Origin of the sequence: Phosphitispora fastidiosa (assembly GCF_019008365.1) — a bacterium.
Lineage (GTDB): Bacteria > Bacillota > Thermincolia > Thermincolales > UBA2595 > Phosphitispora > Phosphitispora fastidiosa.
In genome coordinates this window covers 38,492-64,122 of record NZ_JAHHUL010000016.1, presented here as the reverse complement: position 1 = coordinate 64,122, position 25,631 = coordinate 38,492, and the positions used below count along the sequence as shown (strand labels likewise).

The following is a 25,631-nucleotide window of genomic DNA, read 5'->3' as shown; positions in this document are numbered from 1 at the left end:
CACCCACCTCATTTTTCGTCATTGAAAAAATGCTGTACCTGCCTTATCTAAAATAATAATCTTTACTCTAAATTAATTATAATACAAAACCAACCAAAATCAGTGTCGAATTAGCCTAGTACCATAAAATAAATTTGATATTAATTTTGAATTATTTTGTCGTTTACTGTCACATCTAATTGGCCTGTCGCTGCTTGTCCAGAGATTTTAATATAGATACCATATCAATTGCATATTTGATGGCATTATTAGCATTATCCGCATAACTGTCGGCGCCCCATTGATTTGCCAGATACCTATTAACAGGAGCGCCTCCTACCATCACCTTCACCCCAGGGCTCTTTTCTTTTATCCGGCTGATTATTTCACTCATACCATTCATAGTGGTTGTCATCATGGCTGAAAGGCACACTATTTCGGCATCGGTGCGCAACTGTTCATTTACAAACTTATCCAGGGGTACATCACAGCCCAGGTCAAGAACCTCAAAACCGGCAGCATCGAACATCATTTTGATGATATTTTTTCCAATATCATGAATATCTCCTGCAACCACCCCGATAACAACCTGCTTTCTTTCCACATTGTTTTCTCTTTTGATGTGGGGGCGCAGAACGTTCAGCCCGGCATACAAAGCATCAGAGCACATCAGCATTTCTGCTATAAAATACTCGCCTCTTTCATACAGCTCTCCCACTTCTTCGATCCCCGGCAGGAGACCCCGCATAATGCATTCATAAATATCAAGGCCATGGTTCAGTACATCCCGGGATGCGTTCACGACTATTTCTTCATCATAGTTTAAAACCCCTTGATGCAATTTTGCCCAGATTTTTCTACAAACATCACCAGCCATACAGCTCCCCCCCCTATATACCGTAAGGGTACAGTTTTCTGAAATCTATTCTGTTATCTGCATATCTCTCAGAGAAGCAACCATATTAATAGCATCCTTAAGGGCATTATTGGCATCCTTGGCATAGCCGTCAGCCCCCCATTGACCGGCGAGGTTTTCATTTACCGGCGCGCCGCCGATCATAATCTTGACATTGGGGTTTTTCTCCTTAAGTTTCCCGATGATCTCAGGCATTCCCACCATAGTTGTTGTCATCATGGCAGAGAGACAGACCAGGTCGGAGTTTGTATTCAATTGCTCCTCAATAAAAGTCTCCAGGGGAACATCGCGGCCCAGGTCATGTACTTCAAAGCCGGCTACGTCAAACATCATCTTGACAATATTTTTGCCGATGTCATGGACATCACCCTGAACAACACCCATGATAACCTGGCCTTTAATGCCGCCTTCTTTTTTCTTCATATGTGGTTTCAGAATATTTAAGCCGGCATACATGGCATCTGCCGCCAATAACATTTCGGGAACAAATATTTCTTCAAGTTCATATAAACGGCCGATTTCCTCAATCCCGGCAACCAAGCCGTCAAATATTGCCTCCTCGGCATCGATACCTTGCTCCAGGGCTTCATTGGCTGCTCCGATTACCATTTCATTGTCATATTCAATTACTCCATCCTTGAGCCTTGCCAAAATCTGTTCTTTACTCATTTGTATTCCTCCTTTTAATTTTTCAAGATATGCCTTTTACCGTGTCAACAATTGCAATCAGATTTTCGGTTTTGGTGGCCGGAGGTACCGCACAGCCAGGTGAGATCATGGCAAAACCCTTGGCAATGTTGTCCGCTGTTTCCGCCCTGACTCTGGCGACATCTCCCTGGAACAGGGTATTTACCGGATCAACAGCTCCGATAAGGGGAGTGGTAATGCCTTCTTCCTTAAATTTCTCCAGGGCTGCCGGGACATTGACTACAGGCTCTACACTGATGGCGGCACACCCGGTTTGGGCTATATCCACGATTATCCTGTCAAGCTTGCCGCAGATATGGATAATGACCGGTACATCCAGGGCTTCAACTTGTTTCTTTTCATAAGGCTGAGCCAGTTTGCGGTATATAGGGGGGCTGATCATGTCCAGTGATGCCATCATGTCTTCTACGGCGATGACGTCAGCGCCGGCATCTATCATGGCTTTTGCCAGCATCGTACCGGCCTGCTCTCCCATTTCAATGTAATGAATCAGGTTATCCGGCTTACGGTAGGCTTCCATCAGCATGGAGGTAATCTCCATGATTTGGCCCGCAATACTGAAGGGACCGATGATACCGCCCATGACTATTACCTTATCGCCAACAGTTTCCTTGAGGATTTTTATTCCTTCAAGCAGTTTGGGAATCCGGCCCCGCTTCAGAAAGTCATCAGGGAATTCAACAGTGTCACCAATCTTGTACGGGTGTAACTTTACACTGGGCAGGCCCGTTTTGCCGCCATCCTTCAGGGTAGCGCCGAAGGCTTCGGCCTCATGGGTCTGGCAGAACGGCAGCCTGACTGCATCAAAGCCCAGTATCGCATGCGCCCCGCCGGCCAGCCTGGCCATCATTTCACCGTCATACAGGGCATCAGGCCAAAAGCTGTTCAGTTTTTCCATCTGCTCATAGGTTGCATGCTGGCAGACACTGATTACAGGTAAACGGTCAACTTCATCTCCTTTTAATGCCGCCATAAAGCGTTCCCGGCTTGTCATCTCACTCATTTTCCAATCTCCTCCTTGTTTTGTCAGTACGCGTCCACGGCTTCCTCGCACCCATTCATCCGGAGTAATCGCTGCTGCCGGACAGATGTCCACACAACGCCTGCAATTATGGCATCACCCCCTGGTGTGGGATTTGCCGGAAGCAGTCAGCGGATTGTGGTCTGCTTATTTTATATGCAATTTCAGTGCCAATGCGGGTAAACATTAAGAAAATATTTTGCAACCCCCTATTTATATGCCTTGGCGTACTTTCCGGCAACTTGTACGGTTTTCCTCAGACAATAAATTGATCATTCTTTGAATCATAATTTGTTCCATGAAGGAACACTCTGTTGGTTTTTTTTATGACTTTTATCGAATTTAACCAGAAAAATTGTTATATACCGATACAACAATACCGTTTTTCGGTATGTTCCATTATGTAACAGTGTTCCATCACAGGGCTGCAGAAATGACACACTAAAGAAAAACCCCGTTCCACCTTACAGCGGAACGGGGCGCTATCACCCTGTGCTCTCTTCCTGTTCAATATATCTGTTATAGCTGCCCAGAATATAGTTTACGTGACTCCCCACTTCCTCAAGAGAAGTATAATCCCATACCGGGAACGAGACATGAAGGTAGGGCACTGTATCAGAACCGCAAAACATCTTGGCATCGTTGGTTCTGAGCAGCTCCAGGTCTTGGGAATTGACATAGCGGGTATCATAAATCGAAGGTAAAATACTGCTGCTTACATCAACACCTTCGGGTTTGTTTAGCACAACATGGAAATTAACCGGCTTGACCGGGGGTGTTACTGTATAAACACAGCCAAGGTAGATTGGCAGTTCGGCGACACAGGTGGCATGGGTACAGCGATATTTGCTTTGCACATTGATAAAATCAACCTTGCACAGGTGCATCTTAGGTTCCTGTTCACTATTTTCGCCTCGCGGAAAATAACTTGCCCGCTGACTTTCGAAGTACCTCCGGCCTCCGCCTTTATATGAATAAGCCCCACACTGCGGACACTGCTGCTGTGTGGGCCTGATTTCACTTCGGCATACAGGGCATTTCAGGGCCTGTTTTACTTCAGATAAGGCCACCGTCTTTTTCCCCGAAAGCGCTGTCACCGCCCTGTACTCAGGAATCAGCAGATAACGGAACCTCATTTCTTCGTCATCCCGGCAGTCGATAAAATTATATTCCCTGAAAATACCCGGTTGATTCATAGCTCTGGCATAACTCTTTAGAACCGCATAAACACGCCTTAAACCGGCCTCATCAAGGTCAGTGAACTTATACAACATAGCGCCCTTATCAGTGGAAATCTTCATTTCAGCTTTCATTTGCTCATTGCGGGCAACTTTTGCAGCCAGTTCCAATTGCTGGAGCCCCATGTAGCCAGGGTTAATTTCGCCGAAGGCTTTACTGGCAATAACGACCTTAAACATTTTTTCACCCCGGGCCAAGTTCATTGCTACCATCTCCCATACAGGTAATTTCCCTGTATTATACCCTGAGTTTATTGCCGGTACACATAATAACCAGTATTTCTTACATAATTAACCGGGTTACAGCTTTTCTTCTATGGTGCCGCCGCCCACCACCCAGTCTCCCAGATAATAAACAACTGCCTGTCCCGGAGTAATAGCCCTTTGCGGCTCACTAAATTTCAGCTTCATCCGGCCACTCTCCCGAGGAGTGATTACAGCTTCGGCAGGTTTTGCGCTGTACCTTATTTTCGCCTGCACAGCCAGTGGTGCGGTTATTTTGTCAAACAAAATCATGTTATTGTCACCGGACAGCAGTTCCGTACCGAAAACCTCATCATTTTTCCCCAAAATAACAGCATTTCTTGCGGGGTCAAGGGCGACAACATACATGGGTTCGCCAAAGGTTATTCCGAGTCCTTTCCGCTGCCCAACGGTATAATATGCCATCCCCTCGTGCTGCCCCAGGACTTTCCCCTGGGTATCCAGAAACGGACCCGGATTTATCTCTTCCCCGGCCTTTTCACGCAGGAACCTGTGGTAATTATTATCAGTGACAAAACAAATCTCCTGGCTCTCCGGTTTATGAGCAACCCCCAGCTTATAGTTTTCCGCCATCCGGCGCACCTCGTCCTTGGTATACTCTCCAAGGGGCATCTTGGTCCTTTCCAGTTGCTGCTGGTTCATATTATAAAGCGCATAGGTCTGGTCCTTGCGCTCGTCCCGTGCCTTGCAGATAGTGTAGCGACCATACTCCTCACTGAACGCAATCCGGGCATAGTGGCCTGTGGCTATATAGTCGGCGCCCAGGCCTATCGCCTTGTTTAAAAAAGCATCAAACTTTATGAACCTGTTACAGTTTATACAAGGGTTAGGTGTCCTTCCGGCCAGGTACTCACCGATAAAGGGTTCAATCACCTTAACCTCAAACAAATCCCTGAAGTTCATCACATAAAACGGCAGGTCGAGGATATCAGCCACCCTCCTGGCATCGTCAACAGCCGAAAGAGAACAGCAGCCTCCCTGATCCGCTTCTTTCTCCGGGTCATCAGAAGGCCAAATCTGCATCGTAACACCGATAACCTCATATCCTTCATCCCGCAGCAGTGCAGCTGTCAGTGAGCTGTCCACGCCTCCGCTCATGGCAACAACAATTTTTTTCTTTTTCTGATGCATATAATATCACCTCTTAACTCACCAATGGCGGATCTATCTGCCAAAGAAAACATAACGGGGCTGCCACCCCGTTAATGTACAATAACACACTATTATTTTGCCTCCAGCTTGTTTTTATAGTCCTCAATAGCCTTATGAAGGGCATCAGCTGCCAGGTTGGAACAGTGCATTTTTACGGGCGGCAGTCCTCCCAGGGCCTCAGCAACGGCCATATTAGTAACTTCAAGCGCTTCCTCAAGGGTTTTTCCCTTGACCAATTCAGTAACCATACTGCTTGTAGCTATTGCCGCCCCACAGCCAAAGGTCTTAAACTTGACATCTTCAATTATTCCGGCATCACTGACTTTAATAGAAATCCTCATTATATCTCCACAGGTTGGGTTGCCAACCTCCCCGACACCGGATGCATCCTCAACCTCTCCCACGTTCCTGGGGTTGGTGAAATGATCCATTACTTTATCATTGTACATTTGAACAGCACTCCTTACTTTGGTGATTGGCCTTCTCCCTCTCGGCATACAGTGGTGACATAGCCCTCAGTCTCTCTACTATTTCAGGCAAAACTTCAATAACATAATCTATTTCTGCTTCGGTATTATCTTTTCCAAGGGTCATCCGCAGTGACCCATGGGCTATTTCATGTGACAGTCCCAGCGCCAGCAGAACATGAGACGGGTCAAGGGATCCGGAAGTGCAGGCAGACCCGCTGGAGGCGGCAACGCCTTTCATGTCCAGACTTAGCAGCAGAGATTCCCCTTCAATATAGCGGAAGCTCAGGTTAACATTATTGGGCAGCCTTTCTGTAGGATGTCCATTAAGTTTGATATCTTTCACCCTGGCAGTAAGTTCCCTGATCAACTTATCCCGAAGCCGGGACTGGAAGGCTGCCTGTTCCTCCAGAGACGCAACGGCTTTTTCGATAGCCAGGCCAAAGCCTGCAATTCCCGGTACATTAAGGGTTCCCGGGCGGCGCTTTCTTTCCTGCGACCCTCCAAAAGAAATCGGCAGCATGCGGACTCCTTTTCTCATGTATAGGCAGCCGATTCCCTTGGGACCATAAAACTTGTGTGCCGAAATGGAAAGCAGGTCAATATTCAGTTCATTCACATCTACCGGTATCTTGCCAACAGACTGTACGGTGTCACTGTGGAAAAATACTCCCTTATCCCTGGCCAGGGCTCCAATTTCTCTGATGGGCTGGATTGTGCCAACTTCATTATTAGCATGCATTATCGAAATCAGAATAGTCTGGTCGGTAATAGCATTCCTGATATCATCAATATTTACCATACCATTTTCATCTACAGGAAGGTATGTTACCTGAAATCCTTCCCTTTCCAACGCTTTGCAGGCATCCAACACAGCGTGGTGCTCTATTGAAGAAGTAATAATATGATTACCTCTTTTTTTATTGGCAAAGGCTACTCCCCGGATAGCCAGGTTATCTGCTTCAGTTCCGCCGCTGGTAAAAATAATTTCATTCGGCTCTGCCCCGATTGCTTTTGCTACCTTCTCCCGGGCTTCTTCTACAACTTTCCGGGCTGACCGGCCAAAGGAATGTACACTGGAAGGATTTCCATAAATGTCGGTCATGTATTCGAGCATTGCTTTAGCAACATCTTCATCTGTTCTGGTCGTAGCGCTGTGATCAAGATATATTTTATTCACAATCCTTCATCTCCTTTTCGGCTTCCCTGCACATATCTGCAAGAGATATCGAATCCAGGACATCTTCAATGCTGTCCCTGACCTTTTCCCATACTCCTCGCGTAATGCAAAACTCTGACCTCAAACAGTGCTCTGTTTCATTGTCATTGACACATTCTACAGGTGCAATTGGACCCTCAAGAACCCTAACAATGTCCCCTACTTTAATATCTGCCGGATCCCGCGCGAGTATATACCCGCCCTGGGCGCCCCTCACACTTGAAACCAGTCCGGCCTTGCGGAGACCTGCGATCAACTGTTCCAGATAATGTTCCGATATCTCCTGAAGTTCTGCAATCGCTCTCAGGGATACCGGCCCTGTCCCATAGTGCTGGGCTAATTCAAACATCGCCTGGACTCCATAATGACCTTTGGTGGATATCCTCAAAGGCCTCCCTCCTCACATCTAATCCCTACTGTTTTACTAGGGTATCGTCTAAAAAATATGTTAACATATGGTTTCTCTTATGTCAACGAGAATTCCCACTATTTTAGTATGTTTTTTTTCATAAGTTTTTAAACAAAATATTTTAACTAATTCCATCACCTACTTTTTTTCAATTTATATATTGACCGCGAACACCTGTTCGTGGTATTATTTGGTTAAGGAGGTGATGCCTGGTAATCAGACGCTGTGAAGGTATCAACGACATGTGTTTATTGGGCCCGCACATGCATTAAAATGCCTTCCGGCAAATCAAAAATTTAGCTGTAAATTACCAGGCGGCAAATGAATATTACAGAGGTACGAATCAGAAGGTTTAGCGGGGACAGTAAGATCAGGGCTTTTGCTTCAGTTACAATTGATGATGCATTGGTAGTTCATGATATTAAGGTTATCGAAGGAAGAAACGGGTTATTTGTGGCTATGCCCAACAAAAAGGTTGGGGAAAAATATATAGATATATCCCATCCCATAACCGGTCAGAGCCGTTCCCTTCTCTTTGATGCAGTTTTAAATGAATACAGCCAATTAGCCATCGGATAAAGGAATCTTACTTAAGATGGAGTTTTAGGGGTGTCTGAATGTGCCGAAATGGCATGTGAAATGAAATAATATATGTTAAGCCCCCCATCCAGTAAGATGGGGGGCTTTACTAATTTCCCTCACGGGGAATATTATTGATTGGGTCAGCCGCCACAGTCCTTAGCTATCAGCCCGAGCCGGTTCATGGCTCTTAGAACAACTACAGCCGATTCTGCGCGTGTTGACTTCTCATTTGGGGCAAACAGGTTATTTTCCATGCCCTGCATTAATTTTGCCTGTGTGACAGCCGAAATATAGCCTGCAGCCCATGAAGCCGCTTCAGAGCCGTCATTATAGGATAAACTCCCTGCATCCCCGGCTGTCTGCAGTTGCAGTGCCCGGGCAAACATAACCGCCATTTCCTGTCTCGATACAGGATCATCTGGTCTGAATTCCCCATTATATCCCTGTACCAGGCCCAACTGTGATGCCGTCTCCACATAGGTGTAGTACCAGGTATTGGAAGGTACATCAGTATATGAGGTGTCAGTTGGAGCGGTCAGCCCGGTATCAGACCCCGTGGTCCGGCTGAGCATCACCACCAGAAGTTTAGCCAGTTCAGCCCTTGTAATTGGCCGGTCCGGGGCAAAGGTTGTACTGTTCAGCCCGTCAACCACATATCTGCTGACCAGGATTTCCACATTCGCCCTGCTCCAGTGGCCTGCCAGGTCCTCAAAGCTCTTGTCATAAGCAATAACAGCATAACTTCCTGTACCGGTTACCGGTGCTGTCAGACTGCCGTTTTCAGAGTCATATACACCGCCTGCATATTGCCATGACCCGGCTTCATCCTTCCTGTAAATGCCTAACTTAAGCGGGTCGATGCTGCCCAATAGCTGCGGGTCAAACCCTATGGTGAGTTCTGCCGCATGATTCCACCGGCTTTCAGTGTCAATATCATAAATATCACTCATTATTGTCATATTTAACAGGTTAAGCGGTTTCTGTCCCTGGCGTGTTATGGTGAGTTCTGTGTCAGCCGCAAAGGTGCCGGCGGCAATATCCATGTTTATTGCACCGTCAAATGCGGTTACCTCTTGTGCTGAAGTTACAAGCTTAACACTGTAAATATCTGAAGGCTTGGAGGAATTCTGACTGCCGCCCGAAACTCCTGATTCGGCCTCAGCGGTTACGACCACCGGCAGGGATTCCTTCCCACTGGTCATCTTGGATATAAGGCTTATTTCATAGGTAATTCCTTCTTCCAGCCCGCTGATATTAAACTCGCCAACTCCCTTATCAACTTCCTGGTAGCCGCCTGAACTGCTGCAAACGGTGCAGCCTGCCTCTTTCCACAGGACGCCTATTTTATATAACTCAGAATCAGCCGGGTCGTCCCAGGTGAGGCTTATTTCCCCATTACTGCGGACCAACTGTACATTACTCACCTGCCCAGTCGTTTCAGGGGCTTCGGGTGCAGCTGTCAAAAGAACTCCAGCTGTTTCAATTCCTGAGTTATCTACAGAAGTCAGTTTCACTTCATATTCCGCACCATTATACAGCTCGCTTAAGGTGTAGTATTGTACTCCCGGATTCACCTCAACAGGTGAGCCAAATACATCTCCAAAACCCTTCATACGCTGGTATATCCTTATTTTGGACAACACTTCACTGTCAGGGTCTGTCCAGGTAACTACAGCCTCTCCGTCACCGGAATCAACTACCCCATTCTGCACTTCACCAACTTCAGGAACAGTCACTGACAGCGTTACATCATCTGCCATCATCCTGTCATTATAGCTCTGGACAAGCTGGCTGACAACTACAGTATAGGTTTGGCCTGCTGTGAGAGTCTCATCAGGGATAAACCTGACCTTTTGCACCACATCCCTGCCTTGATACTCAACTGTGCCGGGATATTCAAGGGAACCTGCCACGTTGTTACTATCGTTATCAGAAACAGTGATTATATCTGCCGTCAGAGATGATGCCAGCATATACTTGTCAAAGGTAATTTCAACATACTGGCCTGCCGCATCAGGGGCGATACTCAACACGTCCGGTGATGCGTTACTCTCCATGGGAATGTTGACTTCCGTACGCGGCGGAGGCACAGTCATTGCATCGCTAAGGGCCGGATCATATCCCTGTTTTTGATATGATACCTGCCACAGTCCAGGCGGCACATCCCAGGCATACTTCCCTTCGGAATCTGTCAACTGGGGATTTTCCTGTTCATACCATTCAGCATCCCAGAATACCCATTCTCCCGTGGTCTCATCCTGATAGAGAGCAGTTGCCGTGACACCTTCAATGCGGTTTTCGGGAGCCACCTCATAGACATAACCGCTGGGGTCCCAGATCCAGGTGGGATCAGCCACCCTGTTACCATCGTCCTCGTCATCATGATTATTGTCACTATCTTTATCCCTTCGGCAGTCAGGGTCTGCACCTATAGCTTCTTTAACATTTTCAATAGACTTGTTAATTTTGGCATCCACGGCCTCTGACATAGCCAGGCTGACACCAAACATGGCCACACTTCCGCCAAAGGTAACGGGGGCAAAGACCACGCCGGCAATCCCCAGTAAACCATTGGACACATCACCGATAAGCATATCTGTACTAATATCTTCAATCCAGTCCCGGTAAAAATTACCGCCGCTGCTGCAGTCTTCACTCATTTCCAGCAGGGCATCCAGTTTGTCCCGGGCATCCATAGCATCCCAGGGCCATTCGGCAAGTCCCTTATAATCATAGAGATCCATGCCGACCTTGGCCACATCCTTGACATGGGTCCAAATAACAGAAGATGCTGCATGGAGAACCTGATCAGTACCCGCAATGACATACTCGTTATTTTCCAGCCGGATCTTGTCAAAAGGTATATAGCCGCTCAAAGTTATTTCGGTCCCTCCGGCTACAGGTCTGTGACTGAAGTTGATGCCATATACAGGTACACCGGTTTCCTGGACAAACTGCATTGCTGCAAATGTTGGTATATAATTCATCCCACACTCAATTGTCCGGGTGTATTCCACTTCAGTGTCTTCCATACCGGGAAGACCAAACCTTTCGGTACTGCTGACAGGCCCCTGGAAGGGGTCAGGGACCGACTGGGTACTCATAGCGCCGGCTTCTTCAGGCAGAACCTGATAGTCGCTGGCCCACAGCGGCAGACCCAAACGAAGCTGCTCTTCACTGGGTGCCGGCTGCCGGAAGGCGTCTTCTGCCGGCAGTGTTTCGTAACTGACATAAATCGGGCCCGGCATGTAGTTAATATTTAGTACTGTCCATCCCCTAAAGGTATCCTCTTGCGCATATAGATTAAATGAGGTATTGTCACCTATACGGATTTTTGCATTATAAACCCGTTCCGGCTGGTCGAACTCTACAGTAAACAAGAAATGCTGACTTGGTCTGAATACATAAGGGAACCTGGCAGTACCGGTTTCCTGCGGATTAAATGACATTTTCCGACCATCGGTCTGCTGCATGGTAAAACCGATAATTTTGGGTTTGGTGTTATCAAAACGAACCAGCGCCTCTTCTGACTGCAGCTCCTGCCCATTGTATTGAGTTTCCGCCCGCAGTAAATGCCAGGCAGGATTGCCGAAGTCAGGAAGCGCGGCATTCAGCTTCCATAAACCTCCCTGGGAGGCCTCTGCCTCCCCAACGGGAAAGTTCCTGTCAAATACTTTAACCGTGCTTCCTGCCGGCGCCTTTCCCGAAACGATTGTTTCCGGGCTGTCCAGTTTGGCAGGAACAGCTATTGTGATACCGGGAACCTTAACTACAGAGGAGCCGATAGTTTCCTGAGACTCCATGGAATCCAAATTGTTAGCGGCTCCATAGGAAAAAGCCATCCTGGCTGAAAAATTCAAAGCTGCAATCGATGAGTCAATATCTGGACTTACCTGCAGCTTACAGTCCATAATCCCGCTTTCACCTACATCAAGATAGCCGACCGGCACCTGAAGCACACCGCCTGCACTTACACTGTAGCCCTCGGCAGGCTGTCCGTTTAACATTACACTGTTTGCCACTAAAGTAGCGCCCTGAGGTAAATCAAGCAGCAGCTGAGAATCGTCCAGAACCCAAATACTGTTCCCATAGGGATGTTTACCGGTATTCTTATATACTGTGCGAAGGTTGATAATATCTCCGGGTACGGCATCACCGGGAAGGGCATGCAGGTAGTTTTCTTCACCCGCAAAAAACCCCTTTTTGGCCAGAATAATGGGACTGCTAAGTTCCACAATCTGATTTTCCGGCACATCTACCCTGGTTGAACCATAAAGCACATCATAAACCCCAATAGTTGCCTTAGGAACATTCAAGCTTATAGTTAAATCATAGGTTCCTGCGTCAGGTACACTGACCTTAAGTTTATCATACACGGAGGAGCCGGCCAGGTAATGAATGGGGCGCGCATTAACATGCTTACGCTGTCCATCAGAATCAACTTCAAATAAGGTATAGGTTCCCGACAGGCTTTCTCCCTGCCTCAAACCCGCTGGAGGCTCATCTGTGTATGCATCAAGCAATCCTGCCACAATCCGCCCCTTCTCGGCAAGACGGAATTCCACGCTGGCCTGTAAATTTTCGTCAAGGACAACCGTCTTGGACTGAGGAGACAGACCGCCCTCTTGACCGCTGAATGATATGGTAATTTCAGATCCGGGGGCTACATTTTTAAATACTAAAGGACTTACCGGACCGGTTCTTGTCCCCCCTTTGGTTAATAAACCCAAATGTGATGCTGCTGAATTATCTAGATCCAGAGGACCCATCCACTCTCCGCCCAGATATTTGGTATATACGTTGAGGTGTACTTCCCCGTATCCTTCCAGTTCGTTGAAGGTCAGGTCAAGCTGCTCTTCGCCACCGGAGGGAATAGTAAGATTTATCTCCTGTTCCCCTACAAGTTCATATCGCCCCACTCTGTCTCCCAGATTCACCCAGGCATCCCCTGCCAGAACAACTGCTTCATAATAGCCGTTGGCATCACTCACTGCGGAAAAGGAAAAGCTGCGTCGTTCAAAGGACTGAGAGACCGAAACATTAATCCCTTCGATTGGTTGACCCTCTGTATTTGTAATATATCCCTTAAGAGTACCTGTGGGCAGAGGCTCTAAAACCAAGGTTTTATCTACTGAACCCGGCTGCAGATCAATGGTATATTCCCGGTTATAGTAGTGCAAATTCCCTGTATCCACCTTAGCTCTGAGCTGGGAGGCATAACTCAGCTGTAAGGGCGCCATTCCCAATCTGTCGGTTAAGAACCGTCCCATAAATCCGTTATCATCATAGAAGTCAAGGGTGATACTTGGCACAGAGTCACCGTTTTCATCAGCAACCTTCACCTGCAGCAGGCTGGGGGACGGGACATTCAGGTCCACATTTTCTTTCCTGCCTGCGGCAACAACTGGAGCATCCTGGGTCACCCGGAAAACGCTATCCGGGCCCGTCACTTCCAGGCGGTAATCTCCTGATGGCGAAAGTCCCTTAAGCTCATAAATTTCGGCGCCGGAAATCTGCCTCTGGTCACCACTTGAGGCAAGATTGCTCCAGGTACTTAACCGGGCATCTGTCAGTATCTCAGGAGCATCACAGAGAATATTTACCACCAGTGATCCCGAAACCCCCAGTGCAATACTGCCGGTCTCTCTGGTTACCTCTGAACCTGCTCCGTCAGTGAGGATACCCTTAATAGAGATAATCTCTGCCGTGCCTTCAGCAAGCACAAATGTGCCCTCATACATGCCCGCCTGTTCAAGGTCTTCTGTGAGGCTTACATTAAAGGTTTCATTCTGCAGACTGCCATTTATATCATAAGCCTGATAAGTCACTTCTGCCACCGCTTGGCGGTTGGTTTCTCCCAAGAGGAGAATGTTCAGGCTCTCTTCAAGCCTGGCCAGTCCGTTAATGGTGCGGGGCACCCCCCACTGAATGCCGCTGACAAATATCTGGGGGGTGGCTGCCGTAACCTGTTCAGTATGGTCAAGCTGGCTCTGATCCCCGGTTATAATCCTGATTACATAGCTGTATTCAGTTCCCGCCGCTAAGCCGGTGTCCTGATAATCGGTCGTCCCCAGGGGCACTTCGGCAGCCTGTTCCAAGATGCCGCCGCTTTCTGCTCTCCAGACTGCATATGCTGCTGCCGGGCTTTCAGGAGGCGCTGCATCCCACTGGAGATTGGCTATACCACCGGGGTCCATATCAACCAGAAGGCTGGCAGTCCACGATGAAGCGGAAGTTGCAAAGGTGACAGAAGGGCCATAAACCCAATTGCCCACCGAATCAGCAGCGTCCACCCGGAAGGTGTATTCACTGTCAGGCTGCAGATTTTGAACCATGTAGCCGGTAGTCGCACCATCAACAGTGGCCATAACCTGTTGTGATTCCACCAGGCGGTAGGAATCTATGGCCACACCGTGCTGTGCCGGGGTCCATTCCAGTTGGGCAAAGGTCTGTCCCACATCAGCTGTCGTAAGCTCTGAACCGGCCGGCCAAACAGGCAAACCGAAGCCCGGCTCGGAAACAAATATGTCGTAATCTCCGTTTGTATCTCCATCTACCAGGTTAGTCGCATCTGATTGATAGGCAACTGCCCCGGTATCACTTACACTTAGATAATCACCCATCCACCAGGTGGTACTCTGTACGCCTCCTGATGATACATTCATACGCATAGTTTTGCCGTTCAGGAGGTCACGGAGAAAAACATCTTCAGATTCGTTGGTATCCCCGTACACCAGGTTGTCTGCAGATGACTTGAAGGCCACATAACGCCCGTTATCACTGATGGCCATATAATCGCCTACATAATCATTGCCCGGAGTCCCTCCGGAAGAGACATCAACCATTTCATTACTGACTCCGCCCGGATCGGAGGTCTCATCAAAAATTCCGTCATTATCAGCATCCCTGTCATGGACATAGATGTGCTGGTCGTAATCCACATACTCATCCAGCAGATTGCCTGACCAGGACAGGAAAACAACATAGCGGCCGCTGCCACTGATAGCAGGAAAGAAGCTGTCCGAATCCGCCGGGTCCCCTGAAGCCGAAACATCTACACGGGTATGATTCCCGGTAAAAATATCATAAACATAGATACCCCACCCGCCGGAATCCTTATTATAGACAACATACCTGCCTTCAGAGCCGATGGAAGCGTTTCCTCCGGTTCCGATATTCTGTGTGGTTGTCCCGTCAACTTCATCATAAATACCGTTATTATCACTGTCCCTGTCATAAAGATAAATGTAACCTGAACTTGTACTTACTATATAGCGCCCGTCATCGCTGATGGACGCATAATTCCCGTCAGTAATATATCCGGTTTCACCTGTCTGCCTGTCGTGGACATAGATCCCGCTGCCATTTGGGGATAAGTTGCCTCCGATAACATAAAAAACTACAAATCGTCCATCTGAACTCATATCAGTATCAAAGCCGTCTATGTACCCGGTTGATTCTATACCGTCACTGGTCACACTGACCCTTTCAACAGTCCCGGTTTCACGGTCATGGACAAAAACATCGTTTTTGGCGTTAGTATCATTATCAACAAGGTTACCGGCATCACTTACAAAAGCCACATACCTGCCGTCAGCGCTGATTACAGGCCTGTCCTCATTGTAATTATCGGCCTCTGCCCCGCTGGCGGAAACACTGACCCTTGTTGTATTAACCGATACTGCAGTTTCTGTCTCTGCAGTTATAGAAGCAGAACCTGACTCATTGCCCACTGCATCAACAGCGGTCAGAGTGTACTGATAAATTGTGGTAGGAGTGAGGCCGCCGTCGGTGTATCCTGTGACAACCCGGTCACCTTCATAGGTTGATTCAGTCTCAGTTATTTCTGCAATAAGGACACCGTCCCGGTATACCCGATAGGCTGCCAGGTCATAATCATTGTTTTCCCAGGAAACCCAGCCTCCCGGCTCGGACCAGGTTAACTGCACATTGCTGTCATTTGACATATAAGCCAGGTTTTGCGGAGCATCGGGCGGTTCCATTACTTTGAGTGCCTTGTCTGCATTAAGCACGCTGCGCATTTCATAATTCGACTCGCCCATCCATACCTCATATTCTTTTTCTGCTGCCAAAAGGGTGGAGGTTATTTTCTCTGCCGATTCTGCCGGGTAAGCCGTCCATAAGAGGGCCGCCGTGGCAGAGGCAAAAGGAGCTGCAAAAGAAGTCCCGGTACGGTTCTCATATTTGTAAACACTGCCGGTAACAGTTGTTAGTATATCGACTCCCGGGGCCATGATATCCGCACCGGTATTGGAAGATGATTCCGGAAGATAGTCCCTGTCTGCAGCGCCAACGGAAACCACTCCATTCAGATCAGCCGGGTAAAAACCGCTCACACTGCCGCTGTCATTACCGGCTGCAGCCACAACCACCACACCATTATCAATGGCACGCTGTACAGCATCATCAAGGGTCTGGGGAAATTCAGCCAGCCGTTCACCAAAGCTTAAATTGATAACTTTAACCTTTTCACCGGAAGGGCCTGTCCAATCCACAGCCCAGTTAATTCCATAGGCTATATCAGAAACTGTTCCGGACAAATCATTCTGAAGTACCCTTACGGGCAGAATTTTAACAGGGAATTCCCCTGCCGCCCCGGCGATACCCAGGCCGTTATTTGTGGAGGCAGCGATGATTCCGGCTACTGCAGTGCCATGACCTGAAGTGTCGGAGGTATCCTCAGGGTCAGGTGCACCGGTAATGAGGTTTTGGCCGGGAAGCAACCTTCCTGCCAGATCCTCATGGCCGGCATCCACACCGGTATCCAGCACAGCAACAACTACAGTTTCCGGAGGACTGCCGTTAAGCGCTGCATCTACGGTGTCCCATGCCTTATATGTTTCCACCTGCTCAAATTCCAGAGCCCACTGGTCACTGTACATGGGGTCAGTAGCATGACTCCGGACAATAACCTGCTCAAACTGCTGAATATCTTCGAAACCGTCATCTGCTGCGACAGAAATGCCGGGACTCAGTATCTGAAAAATAAATGAAAATATAATTACAAGGGTAAATGTTTTCCTTTTTTGCAGTTTAGTCACTTTTTCCCCTCCTTTTTTTTTTTAATTTATAGACCTCCTTTTCCTCTAAAAAATCCGAAAACTAACAATAATAATCATTCAGACTTATGGTAATTATAGCATTGTATAAAATTTATTGCCATAAAATATGTATATAAAAGTGATTTATTGATAATATTAAGCATTAGTATGTCTTCTCATAAGCTCTTCTTATAAGCACAGATTCAACCTATTAGGCGCTGACCATAAGCACAAAAAATAAGCCGAGTTATTAGTCAACATGACCAATAACCGGCTTTCTGGCGTTGCATCAATTAATTCATCTCAAACACATACACATCCCTACCATTAAACCTCACTTTCCCCCTGTAAACCGTTCTCTTCTGCAGAAACTCCACAAATTCATCCTCATTTCGGGTAAACAGTCTCCAGCTTTGCTCTACTGTAGCCCGCGGGTCCACAACCAGGTAATCAGGGTCAAGTTCCCCCAGAACTTCATTCATAGTCTTGTTTTCCAGGTCCATTTTCATTCTGACAACATGAAACCCGACGACCTCGGCGGTCTGCAGCGGCACACCCAGTTCCGGAGGACCCAGGATTTTGGATCCCGGCGGCAATAACATATTCACTCTGAACATATCTGTAGGTTCATGATGAAAAGATGCGGTGGCCATCCCGGATACTACACCATTTGCTGCCAGGCTGACGACCAGGAGGGCCACAACAGGGATATTCCGGTTACGTTTTACAGCCAATGCAACGAACAACAGCGTGTAAGGAAGAACAAGCGCAGTATAATAGTTTATATACTTATTGGGAACAAACAGAACCAAACCCAGAAAATTGATTACTGTAATCAGTATCACCGTTATGCCCAACTCATCTTTTTTCCTGCAAAGCCCCCATATAAACAGAAGAAACACCGGTATCTGCAGTTTCAGCCACAGCCCGGCCTTTTCCACAAGGAAAAGGAAGTTCTGCAGCTGAGTTTCTGGGCCGTTCAGCAGCCCCCTGGCATCATAAAGGTATTTCTGGACAACAACATATTGATTGATAAACTCACGCCAATCAAAAAGAACAAAAGATAAGGCAATGGCAAATGGCAACGCCAAACCTGCTGCATAGCGAATGTCAAACATACGGTGATACCGCATTACAACAAAAGTATTAAGTATCGTAAATGCCCCTATCGGGTGAGTGAGCAGCGCCAGAGAGGATACCAGCCCTGCAAGCAGATACTTTTTCTGCAGGGCGTAATAGAAGGCAGCCAGAGACAGGCACATGATGAGAATTTCCATCCTGCCGATTTTGGTAAGAAAAATAAACAGGACATTAAGGGTCAGCATAGCCGGATAAAGATATGGGAATTTCAACAGCCTGCCAATCCTGTAAGCATAAATTAGTGTAATCAGCCCAGTGATTACAGACATCATTTTAATCGACCAGAAGCTGTAGCCAAATATTCTGATGGGAAAATACATCAGCGCTAAATATAGCGGATGCTGCCAGTAGGTCTTTTGCTTAAACTCAAATATCCCGCTCAGGGAAGTGGTCCCAAAATGCCCGTTTTTAATAAAGTTATATGCCGGTTCAGCAAACTGCACCTCATCGGTAGTAATAGGCATATTGCCCAAAAAAGGTACTGTTAACAGGATATAGAGACAGATTCCCCCCATAACAAACAAGAGGAGCTTCCTGTTTAAAAAAACAAGCCGGTCCATAATTATCCCCCCAAGATATTCAACCCGGTTTCCAACCGGATTCAGATACCTCAGCCGCCACCGTTAAATCCTACCGTTACTTTATCTCCTTCTACAATCACCGGGACCTTACGAACCCCTGCAACCTTGACCAATTCATCAATTTTCCCCTTATCCTCGGAAATATTGATTTCAGTATAATCAATATTTTGTCTGCTGAAGTGTTCCTTGGCCGCCTGGCAGTGCGGACAGCCATCCTTGGTATAAATTGTTACACCCATTACTGTTCACCTCCCCCCTTATGCCGGCTTTTACTGGGATCATTTCCCTTCAGGTTCTCAAGCCGTTTGCCAATTTCCTTTTCATACCCGCTGTCATAGGGATGATAATAAGTGACGCCCAGCAATTCATCAGGCAGATACTGCTGTTCCACATAATTCCCTTCAAATTGATGGGGATACTTGTAATACTTGCCGTGCCCAAGTTTTGCTGCACCTTTATAATGAGCATCTCTCAGGTGAGCAGGTACAGTTCCAATCTTCTTTTTCTCAATATCACCCAGAGCGCTGTCTATTGCCTTGATGACAGCATTGCTCTTGGGCGCAGTGGCTATGTAAATAACGGCTTCAGCAAGGGGAAGCCTGGCCTCAGGCATACCGATATACTCAAGGGCATTAGCTGCAGACATAGCCACAACCAGGGCATTGGGGTCAGCCATCCCCACATCCTCGGCGGCATGCACCAGCAGCCTCCGGGCTATGAACCGGGGATCTTCACCGGCATAAATCATCCTGGCCAGCCAGTGCAGAGCCGCATCCGGGTCAGAACCCCTGAGGCTTTTGATAAAGGCTGAGATCACATCATAATGCTGGTCCCCCGACTTGTCATAAGTGACAGACCGTTTTTGAATAGATTCCTCGGCAACCTCCAGGGTTATCTCCCGCAAACCGTTCTCACCGGGCGGTGTCGTCAGCACAGCAAGTTCAATGGCATTCAGGGCTGAACGGGCATCCCCATTGGCAATATCCACTATATGCTTCAGGGCCTCTTCTTTCAGGTCGACCAGGTACTGTCCCAAGCCCCTCTCCTCATCTTGGAGAGCCACTGTAACCAGCCGGGCAATTTCGGCATCATTCAGATAATCAAACCTGAACACCCTGGACCGTGACAAAAGGGGCGCATTTACCTCGAAGTACGGGTTTTCTGTGGTAGCTCCAATCAAAATAACAGTTCCATCCTCGACAAAGGGCAGCAGGGCATCCTGCTGTGATTTGTTAAACCTGTGAATCTCATCAATAAAGAGAATCGTTCTCTGGCTGTACATTCCCAGCCTGTCGCCGGCGTTTTTGACTACCCGCTTGATATCGGCCACACCGGAAATTACAGCATTCAGCTGTTCAAAAAAAGCCCTGGTAGTATTGGCGATAACCCTGGCCAGTGTAGTCTTGCCTGTCCCCGGAGGACCGTAGAATATAACTGAGGACAATTTGTCTGCCTCAATCGCCCGCCGCAGCAGCTTGCCCTGGCCAACTATTTCCTCCTGCCCCACAAACTCATTAAGGGTGCGGGCCCGCATCCTTACCGCCAGAGGCGCCTCTTTTTTCATATGATTCTGCCTGCCTGCTTCAAACAGGTCCATACTGTCATCTCCAGTTTGTTTTTTAAATCATTTTTGAAAAAAAGAGCCGGTTCAACAACCAACTCTTTCATTCCAATTATACGATATTTTTCCAGCAGCTACACGTGTTTTTCCAGCACCGCTTTGAGATCGTTCTTTGACTTGAAACCAACTACCCGGTCAACAGCCTTCCCAGCTTTGAAGACAATCAGGGTCGGAATGCTCATAACCCCGTACTCAATGGCAATTTCACGATTTTCGTCCACATTCACCTTGCCAACCTTGATTTTCCCCTGATATTCACCTGCCAGTTCATCAACAATAGGTCCGATCATACGACACGGGGAACACCATGGGGCCCAGTAGTCAACCAATACCGGTTCTGATGCTTCCAACACTTCACCCTTAAAATTATTATTAGTCAGTACGAGTACCTTATCACTTGCCATATAAGCCATCTCCCTTCTGTAATAAAAAAATTAATCTGCAAACCTGGTAATGGTCTGGATAAGTTTTTGCAATTCCTCAAGTTTAGTCTTGTTATCATCAGCGGAAATAGAATTGCATAGACATTCGGCAGCATAATGGTTGAGTACTAAATTCCCCACCATTTTGAGGGCGGAACGCGCTGCCGAAACCTGGGTCAGGATTTCCTGACAGTTCTTGCCTTCATCAATCATCCTCCTGATACCCTTAACCTGGCCTTCAATCCTTTTTAGTCTCTTATCAAGATTGTCTTTAATATCCTCTACCTCGTGCAATTACTTCACCCTCCACAACTTACCCTACCAGGGTATTAGGTAATTTTATTATAATACCGGTAAAATATAATGTCAATTTATAACTCTGCCTTTTAGGTTCTCCCCAAGATGTCTCTGACAACGATTCCGGCAAGTATCATGCCCAATACCGGAGGTACAAACGAAATACTTCCCGGGACCTGCTTTGCCCTGTCATTTTTTTCATCAGGCTCCATGTCTGATGATTTGGCATGTCTCATGGGCTGTTCTTTGGAATAAACCACCTTAACCCCCTTTAAAATACCGGCATTCCTCAATTCCCGCCTGACCACACGCGCCAGGGGACAGACCGAAGTCTCAGAAATGTCGGCAGCTTCAAAGCCCGCGGGGTCTATTTTATTACCTGCCCCCATGGCTGATACAATTGGAATTCCTTTGCTCACTGAATTCTTAATTAAATCTATTTTACCGGTCACATTATCAATAGCATCAATTATGTAATCAGTTTCACTGTCCACCAGCCGAGAGCCATTTTCGGGAGTATAAAATTCCTGGATTGCCTCAACCCTGATGTCAGGATTAATTTCGAGAACCCTTGCTTTCATTGCCTGGACCTTAGGTTGACCCACCGTAGAAGTCAGTGCATGTATCTGCCGATTGATATTGGTCTCACAGATATTATCAAAGTCCACCATTACCAGACTGCCTATACCTGCCCGCGCCAGAGCCTCCACAGCAAAAGACCCAACTCCGCCGACACCGAAAACCGTAACCCGGCTGTTCTTTAATTTATCCAGGCCGTCCCGGCCTATCAGCATTTCAGTACGAGAAAATCTACGTGACATGACCTTTCCCTTCCCATCCTCTTGATCCATATCTTGCCCATAAATAATATTACCATATATTGAGCCAAAAAGACAAAAAAATACCCCACCTATGCCGTGAGACCGTTGTACGTTGAACCTGTACACAACAGGTGGGTGTCTGCCCAACTGCTTTATGTTTCCTCAACATGGAGGCATACAAGCCACAGCCGGAGCCAAAACTCCCTTAGTATTGATGTTGGCTCAATACTAATCGGTTGCTCACGCGCATCGCAGGGTGTTTTCATTTGCTTTATTAATCTTAATATATCATATAGGCCTAAAGGCTTCAAGTGACAATAACTGTAGTATTATCACGCTAGTAATAGTATTGTTTGAAGCAAACCCATTTATGCATTGTTTTCAGAGTAAGTAAACGGATTACCGGCCTTGACACAGTAAGACACGTTGGTCTATGCCGGCGAAACTTATTTCTTTGCCTTGGCCACATTGAGCCTCATGTGAAGCTCCTGAAGCTGCTTTGGGGCCACTTCCGAGGGCGCCTGGGTCATTAGGTCGGTGGCGCTCTGTGTTTTAGGGAATGGAATAACATCCCTGATAGTATTCTTACCTGCCATTAACATTATCATCCTGTCGAGCCCAAAGGCGATCCCGCCATGGGGCGGAGTTCCATATTCAAAGGCCTCCAGAAGGTAACCGAATTTATCTTTGGCCTCCTCTTCGGACAGACCGAGCAGTGAGAACATTTTTTCCTGGATATCACGCCTGTGAATTCTGATACTCCCGCCACCAAGTTCCACCCCGTTAAGCACCATGTCATAGGCGCGTGCCCTGACACTGCCGGGGTCAGTTTCCATAAGCCCATAATCTTCCTCGAAGGGTGAGGTGAACGGGTGGTGAATCGCAACATAGCGGCGCTCCTCCTCATCATATTCAACCAGAGGGAACTCTACCACCCAGGCAAATTTAAACACACCGGGATCAATCAGATTTTTCTTCCTGGCCAATTCTTCACGTAAGGCGCCCAATGCCGCAGCCACAACTGAAGGCTTGTCTGCCACAAAGAACAGCAAATCCCCGGGCTCGGCCCCGAACTTATCCAGCATAGCATTTATTTCTTCTTCTTTAAAGAACTTTAGAATGGGCGACTTCAGCCCCTCTTCAGTTACCACTATATATGCCAGGCCCTTGGCCCCGTATATGCTGACAAACTTGGTCAGGTCGTCAATCTCTTTTCTGGTGAAATCGGCACAGCCCTTGGCATTGATTCCCCTGACCTGCCCCCCGGCAGCAGCCACAGCGGCAAACACCTTGAAATCAGACGCTGCTGCGAGGCCGGTAAAGTCTTGCAGTTCCAACTCAAACCGCAGGTCCGGCTTGTCTGAACCATATCTGTCCATAGCCTCCCTGTATGTAAGTCTGGGGAACGGTTTCTCGATTTCAATTCCAGCCGCTTCGCTGAATGTGTGTGCTATCATTTCCTCCATCAAGGTGAGCACATCTTCCACATCCACAAAAGACATTTCCATGTCAATCTGGGTAAATTCCGGCTGCCTGTCGGCCCGTAAATCCTCATCACGGAAACAGCGCACAATCTGAAAATATTTATCGACCCCGGAAACCATCAGAAGCTGTTTAAATATCTGGGGTGACTGGGGCAGGGCATAAAATCTCCCCGGGTTAACCCGGCTGGGAACCAAATAATCCCTGGCCCCTTCGGGAGAGCTCTTGGTCAGCATCGGTGTCTCAATCTCCAGAAAACCTTTTTTATCCAGAAAATCCCTGGCAGCCTTAGCCACCTTGTGCCTCAGAATCAGGTTCCGCTGCATATCAGGCCGGCGCAGGTCCAGATACCGGTACCGCAGCCTCAGATTCTCATCAACATCAATACCTTCTTCAATATAAAAGGGCGGGGTCTTGGCAGCATTAAGGACCCTTAGTTCCGTTATATAGACCTCAATCTGACCGGTTTCCAGCTTGGGGTTCACAGCTTCATCACTCCGTCTGCGCACCTCCCCGATTGCTGCCAGGACATACTCCCCGCGAATTTTTTCAGCCTTCAGAAACGAGTCCTGATCAACCTCCGGGCTGAAAACCAGCTGAATAATCCCGGACCGGTCCCGCAAATCCACAAATATCAAGCCGCCGTGGTCCCTTCTGGCATCTACCCATCCCATCAGGGTTACCCTGTCCCCAACATTTGTAACTGAAACCTCGGTTGCCATATGTGTCCTCTTAATTCCCTGCAGTGACTCCATCATCTTTATGCCTTTCTCCTCTCCCTGGTCATCTTATTTTTAGACAGCTAACCGCCAAAACTCTGTTAAGCCAACTGCTCTAACAGGTATTCCACTACCCCGCTCAGGGATACCTCCTGCTGCTCTCCGGAGGTCATATCCCGCACCACGGCAGCCTTTTTCTCTATTTCCGTCTCACCCAGAATCACGGTATAGGCGGTTTCAAACCTGTTGGCAAATTTCATCTGTGCCTTCAGGCTCCTTCCCATCAGGTCAATCTCAGCAGCAAGCCCGGCCCGCCGCAGCTTATGTACCAGCTTAAAAGCTTCCTGCCTTGCTTTTTCACCAAGGGAAGCAATAAACACATCCAACTGCCCTTCTGCAGGAAATTCCACACCCTGCCTTTCCATTGTCGCGATGATTCGCTCTATTCCCAGGGCATACCCGATACCGGGAGTTTCCGGACCGCCAACCTGGGCAATCAGGCTGTCATATCTGCCGCCCCCGCCGATAGAGCTTTGGGCCCCGATATCACTGGCCATTATCTCAAAAGCAGTATTGGTATAGTAATCCAGACCCCGGACGAGCCTGTTATCAACAATATATTGCACACCCACATCATCAAGGTGTTTTTTCACCTGTTCAAAGTGAGCGGCACATGCTTCGCACAGGCAGTCTGTTGTTGTAGGGGCTTCCCTGTTCAGCTCCCGGCATATCTCTTCTTTACAGTCCAGAATCCGCATCGGATTCCGATCGAACCGAGACTGACACAGCTTACAGAGTTTTTCGACCCTGGAGGCCAGATAGCCCTGCAGTTTTTCCCGGTGTACCGGCCTGCAGCCGGGACAGCCAACACTATTGATATGCAGTTCCAGATCCCTGAGCCCCAATCGCCGGTAAAAATCCATGGCCATGGTGATAACCTCTGCGTCAACTGCAGGGTCCTTACTGCCCAGCGCCTCTACGCCAAACTGATGAAACTGCCGGTACCTGCCTGCCTGCACATTGGCATAACGAAACATCGGTCCGGCATAAAAAACCTTAACAGGCTGGGGCAGGGCATAAAGCTTATTCTCCACATAAGCCCTGACCACACAGGCTGTCTGTTCCGGTCTCAGACTAATACTTCTTTTGCCCTTGTCCTCAAATGTGTACATCTCTTTCTCAACCACATCCGTTGTATCCCCGACACCGCGCAAAAACAACTCGGTGTGCTCAAAGACCGGGGTTCTGACCTCAGTGTAACCGTATTCCCGGCAGATTTCCCTGATAACGGTTTCTATGTAGTGCCATTTACTGACCTCTCCCGGTAGAATGTCATTTGTTCCTTTAGGTCTTGAAGTTAACAATGGATATTCCCTCCTTCACCGGATAAATACAAAAACCTCTCATCCATGACAATGAAAATTCATCATCAGGGACGAGAGGATATTCCCGCGGTACCACCCTGTTTGGACAGCGCCAAAGCTGTCCCGCTTCAAATCCGGCATAACGGCGCCATCCGGGAAAACCTACT

At 47.8% G+C, this 25,631-nt stretch carries 18 protein-coding genes, 1 other RNA gene and 1 other annotated feature (1 of these 20 cut by a window edge); of the genes, 1 reads left to right on the top strand and 18 read right to left on the bottom strand.

The features are described from left to right. Positions 1 to 175: 175 nt before the first annotated feature. The 8 genes from Ga0451573_RS14070 to Ga0451573_RS14035 form a co-directional block, all read right to left on the bottom strand. Complete coding sequence (locus Ga0451573_RS14070; RefSeq protein ID WP_231684767.1) at positions 176 to 856, bottom strand: corrinoid protein; 681 nt, start codon at positions 854 to 856, stop codon at positions 176 to 178. 45 nt (positions 857 to 901) lie between these two features. Continuing rightward, a complete protein-coding gene (locus tag Ga0451573_RS14065) occupies positions 902 to 1,564 on the bottom strand; it encodes a corrinoid protein (protein WP_231684766.1) in 663 nt (220 codons plus the stop codon). A 22-nt stretch (positions 1,565 to 1,586) separates the two neighbouring features. Further along, positions 1,587 to 2,606 carry an MtaA/CmuA family methyltransferase gene (locus tag Ga0451573_RS14060; protein ID WP_231684765.1) on the bottom strand — a complete coding sequence of 340 codons (1,020 nt, stop codon included), beginning with the start codon at positions 2,604 to 2,606 and terminating at the stop codon, positions 1,587 to 1,589. 503 nt (positions 2,607 to 3,109) lie between these two features. Then, the gene (locus Ga0451573_RS14055) at positions 3,110 to 4,066 is read right to left on the bottom strand and encodes a zinc ribbon domain-containing protein (protein WP_231684764.1); all 957 of its coding nucleotides are present in this window, start codon (positions 4,064 to 4,066) and stop codon (positions 3,110 to 3,112) included. 96 nt (positions 4,067 to 4,162) lie between these two features. Then, a complete protein-coding gene (gene mnmA / locus Ga0451573_RS14050; protein WP_231684763.1) occupies positions 4,163 to 5,257 on the bottom strand; it encodes a tRNA 2-thiouridine(34) synthase MnmA in 1,095 nt (364 codons plus the stop codon). A gap of 92 nt (positions 5,258 to 5,349) precedes the next feature. Beyond that, on the bottom strand, positions 5,350 to 5,727 hold the full coding sequence (nifU, locus tag Ga0451573_RS14045) for a Fe-S cluster assembly scaffold protein NifU (protein WP_231684762.1): 378 nt from the start codon (positions 5,725 to 5,727) through the stop codon (positions 5,350 to 5,352). Next, positions 5,717 to 6,925, bottom strand: a complete 1,209-nt coding sequence (gene nifS / locus Ga0451573_RS14040) for a cysteine desulfurase NifS (RefSeq protein WP_331459427.1) — start codon at positions 6,923 to 6,925, stop codon at positions 5,717 to 5,719. Before nifS ends, nifU begins: the two co-directional genes overlap by 11 nt. Further along, positions 6,918 to 7,352 (bottom strand): RrF2 family transcriptional regulator, encoded by a 435-nt coding sequence (locus Ga0451573_RS14035; RefSeq protein ID WP_231684761.1) that lies wholly within the window; start codon positions 7,350 to 7,352, stop codon positions 6,918 to 6,920. Before Ga0451573_RS14035 ends, nifS begins: the two co-directional genes overlap by 8 nt. 342 nt (positions 7,353 to 7,694) lie before the next feature. On the opposite strand from Ga0451573_RS14035, the gene Ga0451573_RS14030 reads away from it, so the two are divergent. Then, entirely contained in the window at positions 7,695 to 7,952 is a 258-nt protein-coding gene (locus Ga0451573_RS14030; protein WP_231684760.1) for a SpoVG family protein, read from the top strand. A gap of 143 nt (positions 7,953 to 8,095) precedes the next feature. On the opposite strand, the gene Ga0451573_RS14025 is transcribed toward Ga0451573_RS14030, so the two are convergent. The 10 genes from Ga0451573_RS14025 to hisS all read right to left on the bottom strand — a co-directional run bounded on the left by Ga0451573_RS14025 (position 8,096) and on the right by hisS (position 25,464). After that, positions 8,096 to 17,017: a S8 family serine peptidase gene (locus Ga0451573_RS14025; protein WP_231684759.1), complete on the bottom strand. Its 8,922-nt coding sequence runs from the start codon at positions 17,015 to 17,017 to the stop codon at positions 8,096 to 8,098. Positions 17,018 to 17,310: 293 nt separating this feature from the next. Next, positions 17,311 to 18,717 (bottom strand): ArnT family glycosyltransferase, encoded by a 1,407-nt coding sequence (locus tag Ga0451573_RS14020; protein WP_231684758.1) that lies wholly within the window; start codon positions 18,715 to 18,717, stop codon positions 17,311 to 17,313. A 50-nt stretch (positions 18,718 to 18,767) separates the two neighbouring features. Beyond that, entirely contained in the window at positions 18,768 to 18,977 is a 210-nt protein-coding gene (locus tag Ga0451573_RS14015; RefSeq protein WP_231684757.1) for a glutaredoxin family protein, read from the bottom strand. Continuing rightward, a complete protein-coding gene (locus Ga0451573_RS14010) occupies positions 18,977 to 20,335 on the bottom strand; it encodes an AAA family ATPase (RefSeq protein ID WP_231684756.1) in 1,359 nt (452 codons plus the stop codon). Before Ga0451573_RS14010 ends, Ga0451573_RS14015 begins: the two co-directional genes overlap by 1 nt. 98 nt (positions 20,336 to 20,433) lie before the next feature. Next, positions 20,434 to 20,763 carry a thioredoxin gene (gene trxA / locus Ga0451573_RS14005; protein ID WP_231684755.1) on the bottom strand — a complete coding sequence of 110 codons (330 nt, stop codon included), beginning with the start codon at positions 20,761 to 20,763 and terminating at the stop codon, positions 20,434 to 20,436. 30 nt (positions 20,764 to 20,793) lie between these two features. Continuing rightward, a complete protein-coding gene (locus Ga0451573_RS14000; protein ID WP_269438290.1) occupies positions 20,794 to 21,075 on the bottom strand; it encodes a metal-sensitive transcriptional regulator in 282 nt (93 codons plus the stop codon). 92 nt (positions 21,076 to 21,167) lie between these two features. Then, a complete protein-coding gene (locus Ga0451573_RS13995; RefSeq protein WP_231684754.1) occupies positions 21,168 to 21,899 on the bottom strand; it encodes a tRNA threonylcarbamoyladenosine dehydratase in 732 nt (243 codons plus the stop codon). Between the two features lie 78 nt (positions 21,900 to 21,977). After that, positions 21,978 to 22,160, bottom strand: a non-coding RNA gene (ssrS, locus tag Ga0451573_RS13990) — 6S RNA. 185 nt (positions 22,161 to 22,345) lie between these two features. Beyond that, positions 22,346 to 24,139, bottom strand: a complete 1,794-nt coding sequence (gene aspS, locus Ga0451573_RS13985) for an aspartate--tRNA ligase (RefSeq protein ID WP_231684753.1) — start codon at positions 24,137 to 24,139, stop codon at positions 22,346 to 22,348. Between the two features lie 62 nt (positions 24,140 to 24,201). Then, positions 24,202 to 25,464: a histidine--tRNA ligase gene (gene hisS, locus Ga0451573_RS13980; protein ID WP_231684752.1), complete on the bottom strand. Its 1,263-nt coding sequence runs from the start codon at positions 25,462 to 25,464 to the stop codon at positions 24,202 to 24,204. Positions 25,465 to 25,528: 64 nt separating this feature from the next. Then, positions 25,529 to 25,631, bottom strand: a binding site (T-box leader) (it continues 130 nt past the right edge of the window).

Excerpts from the sequence above, each read along its gene's own strand:
- Ga0451573_RS14070 (WP_231684767.1), bottom strand. The coding sequence starts at position 856 with ATGGCTGGTGATGTTTGTAGAAAAATCTGGGCAAAATTGCATCAAGGG.
- aspS (WP_231684753.1), bottom strand. The coding sequence starts at position 24,139 with ATGATGGAGTCACTGCAGGGAATTAAGAGGACACATATGGCAACCGAG.
- trxA (WP_231684755.1), bottom strand. The coding sequence starts at position 20,763 with ATGGCAAGTGATAAGGTACTCGTACTGACTAATAATAATTTTAAGGGT.
- nifU (WP_231684762.1), bottom strand. The coding sequence starts at position 5,727 with ATGTACAATGATAAAGTAATGGATCATTTCACCAACCCCAGGAACGTG.
- Ga0451573_RS14055 (WP_231684764.1), bottom strand. The coding sequence starts at position 4,066 with ATGAACTTGGCCCGGGGTGAAAAAATGTTTAAGGTCGTTATTGCCAGT.
- Ga0451573_RS14015 (WP_231684757.1), bottom strand. The coding sequence starts at position 18,977 with ATGGGTGTAACAATTTATACCAAGGATGGCTGTCCGCACTGCCAGGCG.
- Ga0451573_RS14020 (WP_231684758.1), bottom strand. The coding sequence starts at position 18,717 with ATGGACCGGCTTGTTTTTTTAAACAGGAAGCTCCTCTTGTTTGTTATG.
- Ga0451573_RS14030 (WP_231684760.1), top strand. The coding sequence starts at position 7,695 with ATGAATATTACAGAGGTACGAATCAGAAGGTTTAGCGGGGACAGTAAG.
- Ga0451573_RS14010 (WP_231684756.1), bottom strand. The coding sequence starts at position 20,335 with ATGGACCTGTTTGAAGCAGGCAGGCAGAATCATATGAAAAAAGAGGCG.
- mnmA (WP_231684763.1), bottom strand. The coding sequence starts at position 5,257 with ATGCATCAGAAAAAGAAAAAAATTGTTGTTGCCATGAGCGGAGGCGTG.
- Ga0451573_RS14065 (WP_231684766.1), bottom strand. The coding sequence starts at position 1,564 with ATGAGTAAAGAACAGATTTTGGCAAGGCTCAAGGATGGAGTAATTGAA.
- Ga0451573_RS14060 (WP_231684765.1), bottom strand. The coding sequence starts at position 2,606 with ATGAGTGAGATGACAAGCCGGGAACGCTTTATGGCGGCATTAAAAGGA.
- Ga0451573_RS13995 (WP_231684754.1), bottom strand. The coding sequence starts at position 21,899 with ATGTCACGTAGATTTTCTCGTACTGAAATGCTGATAGGCCGGGACGGC.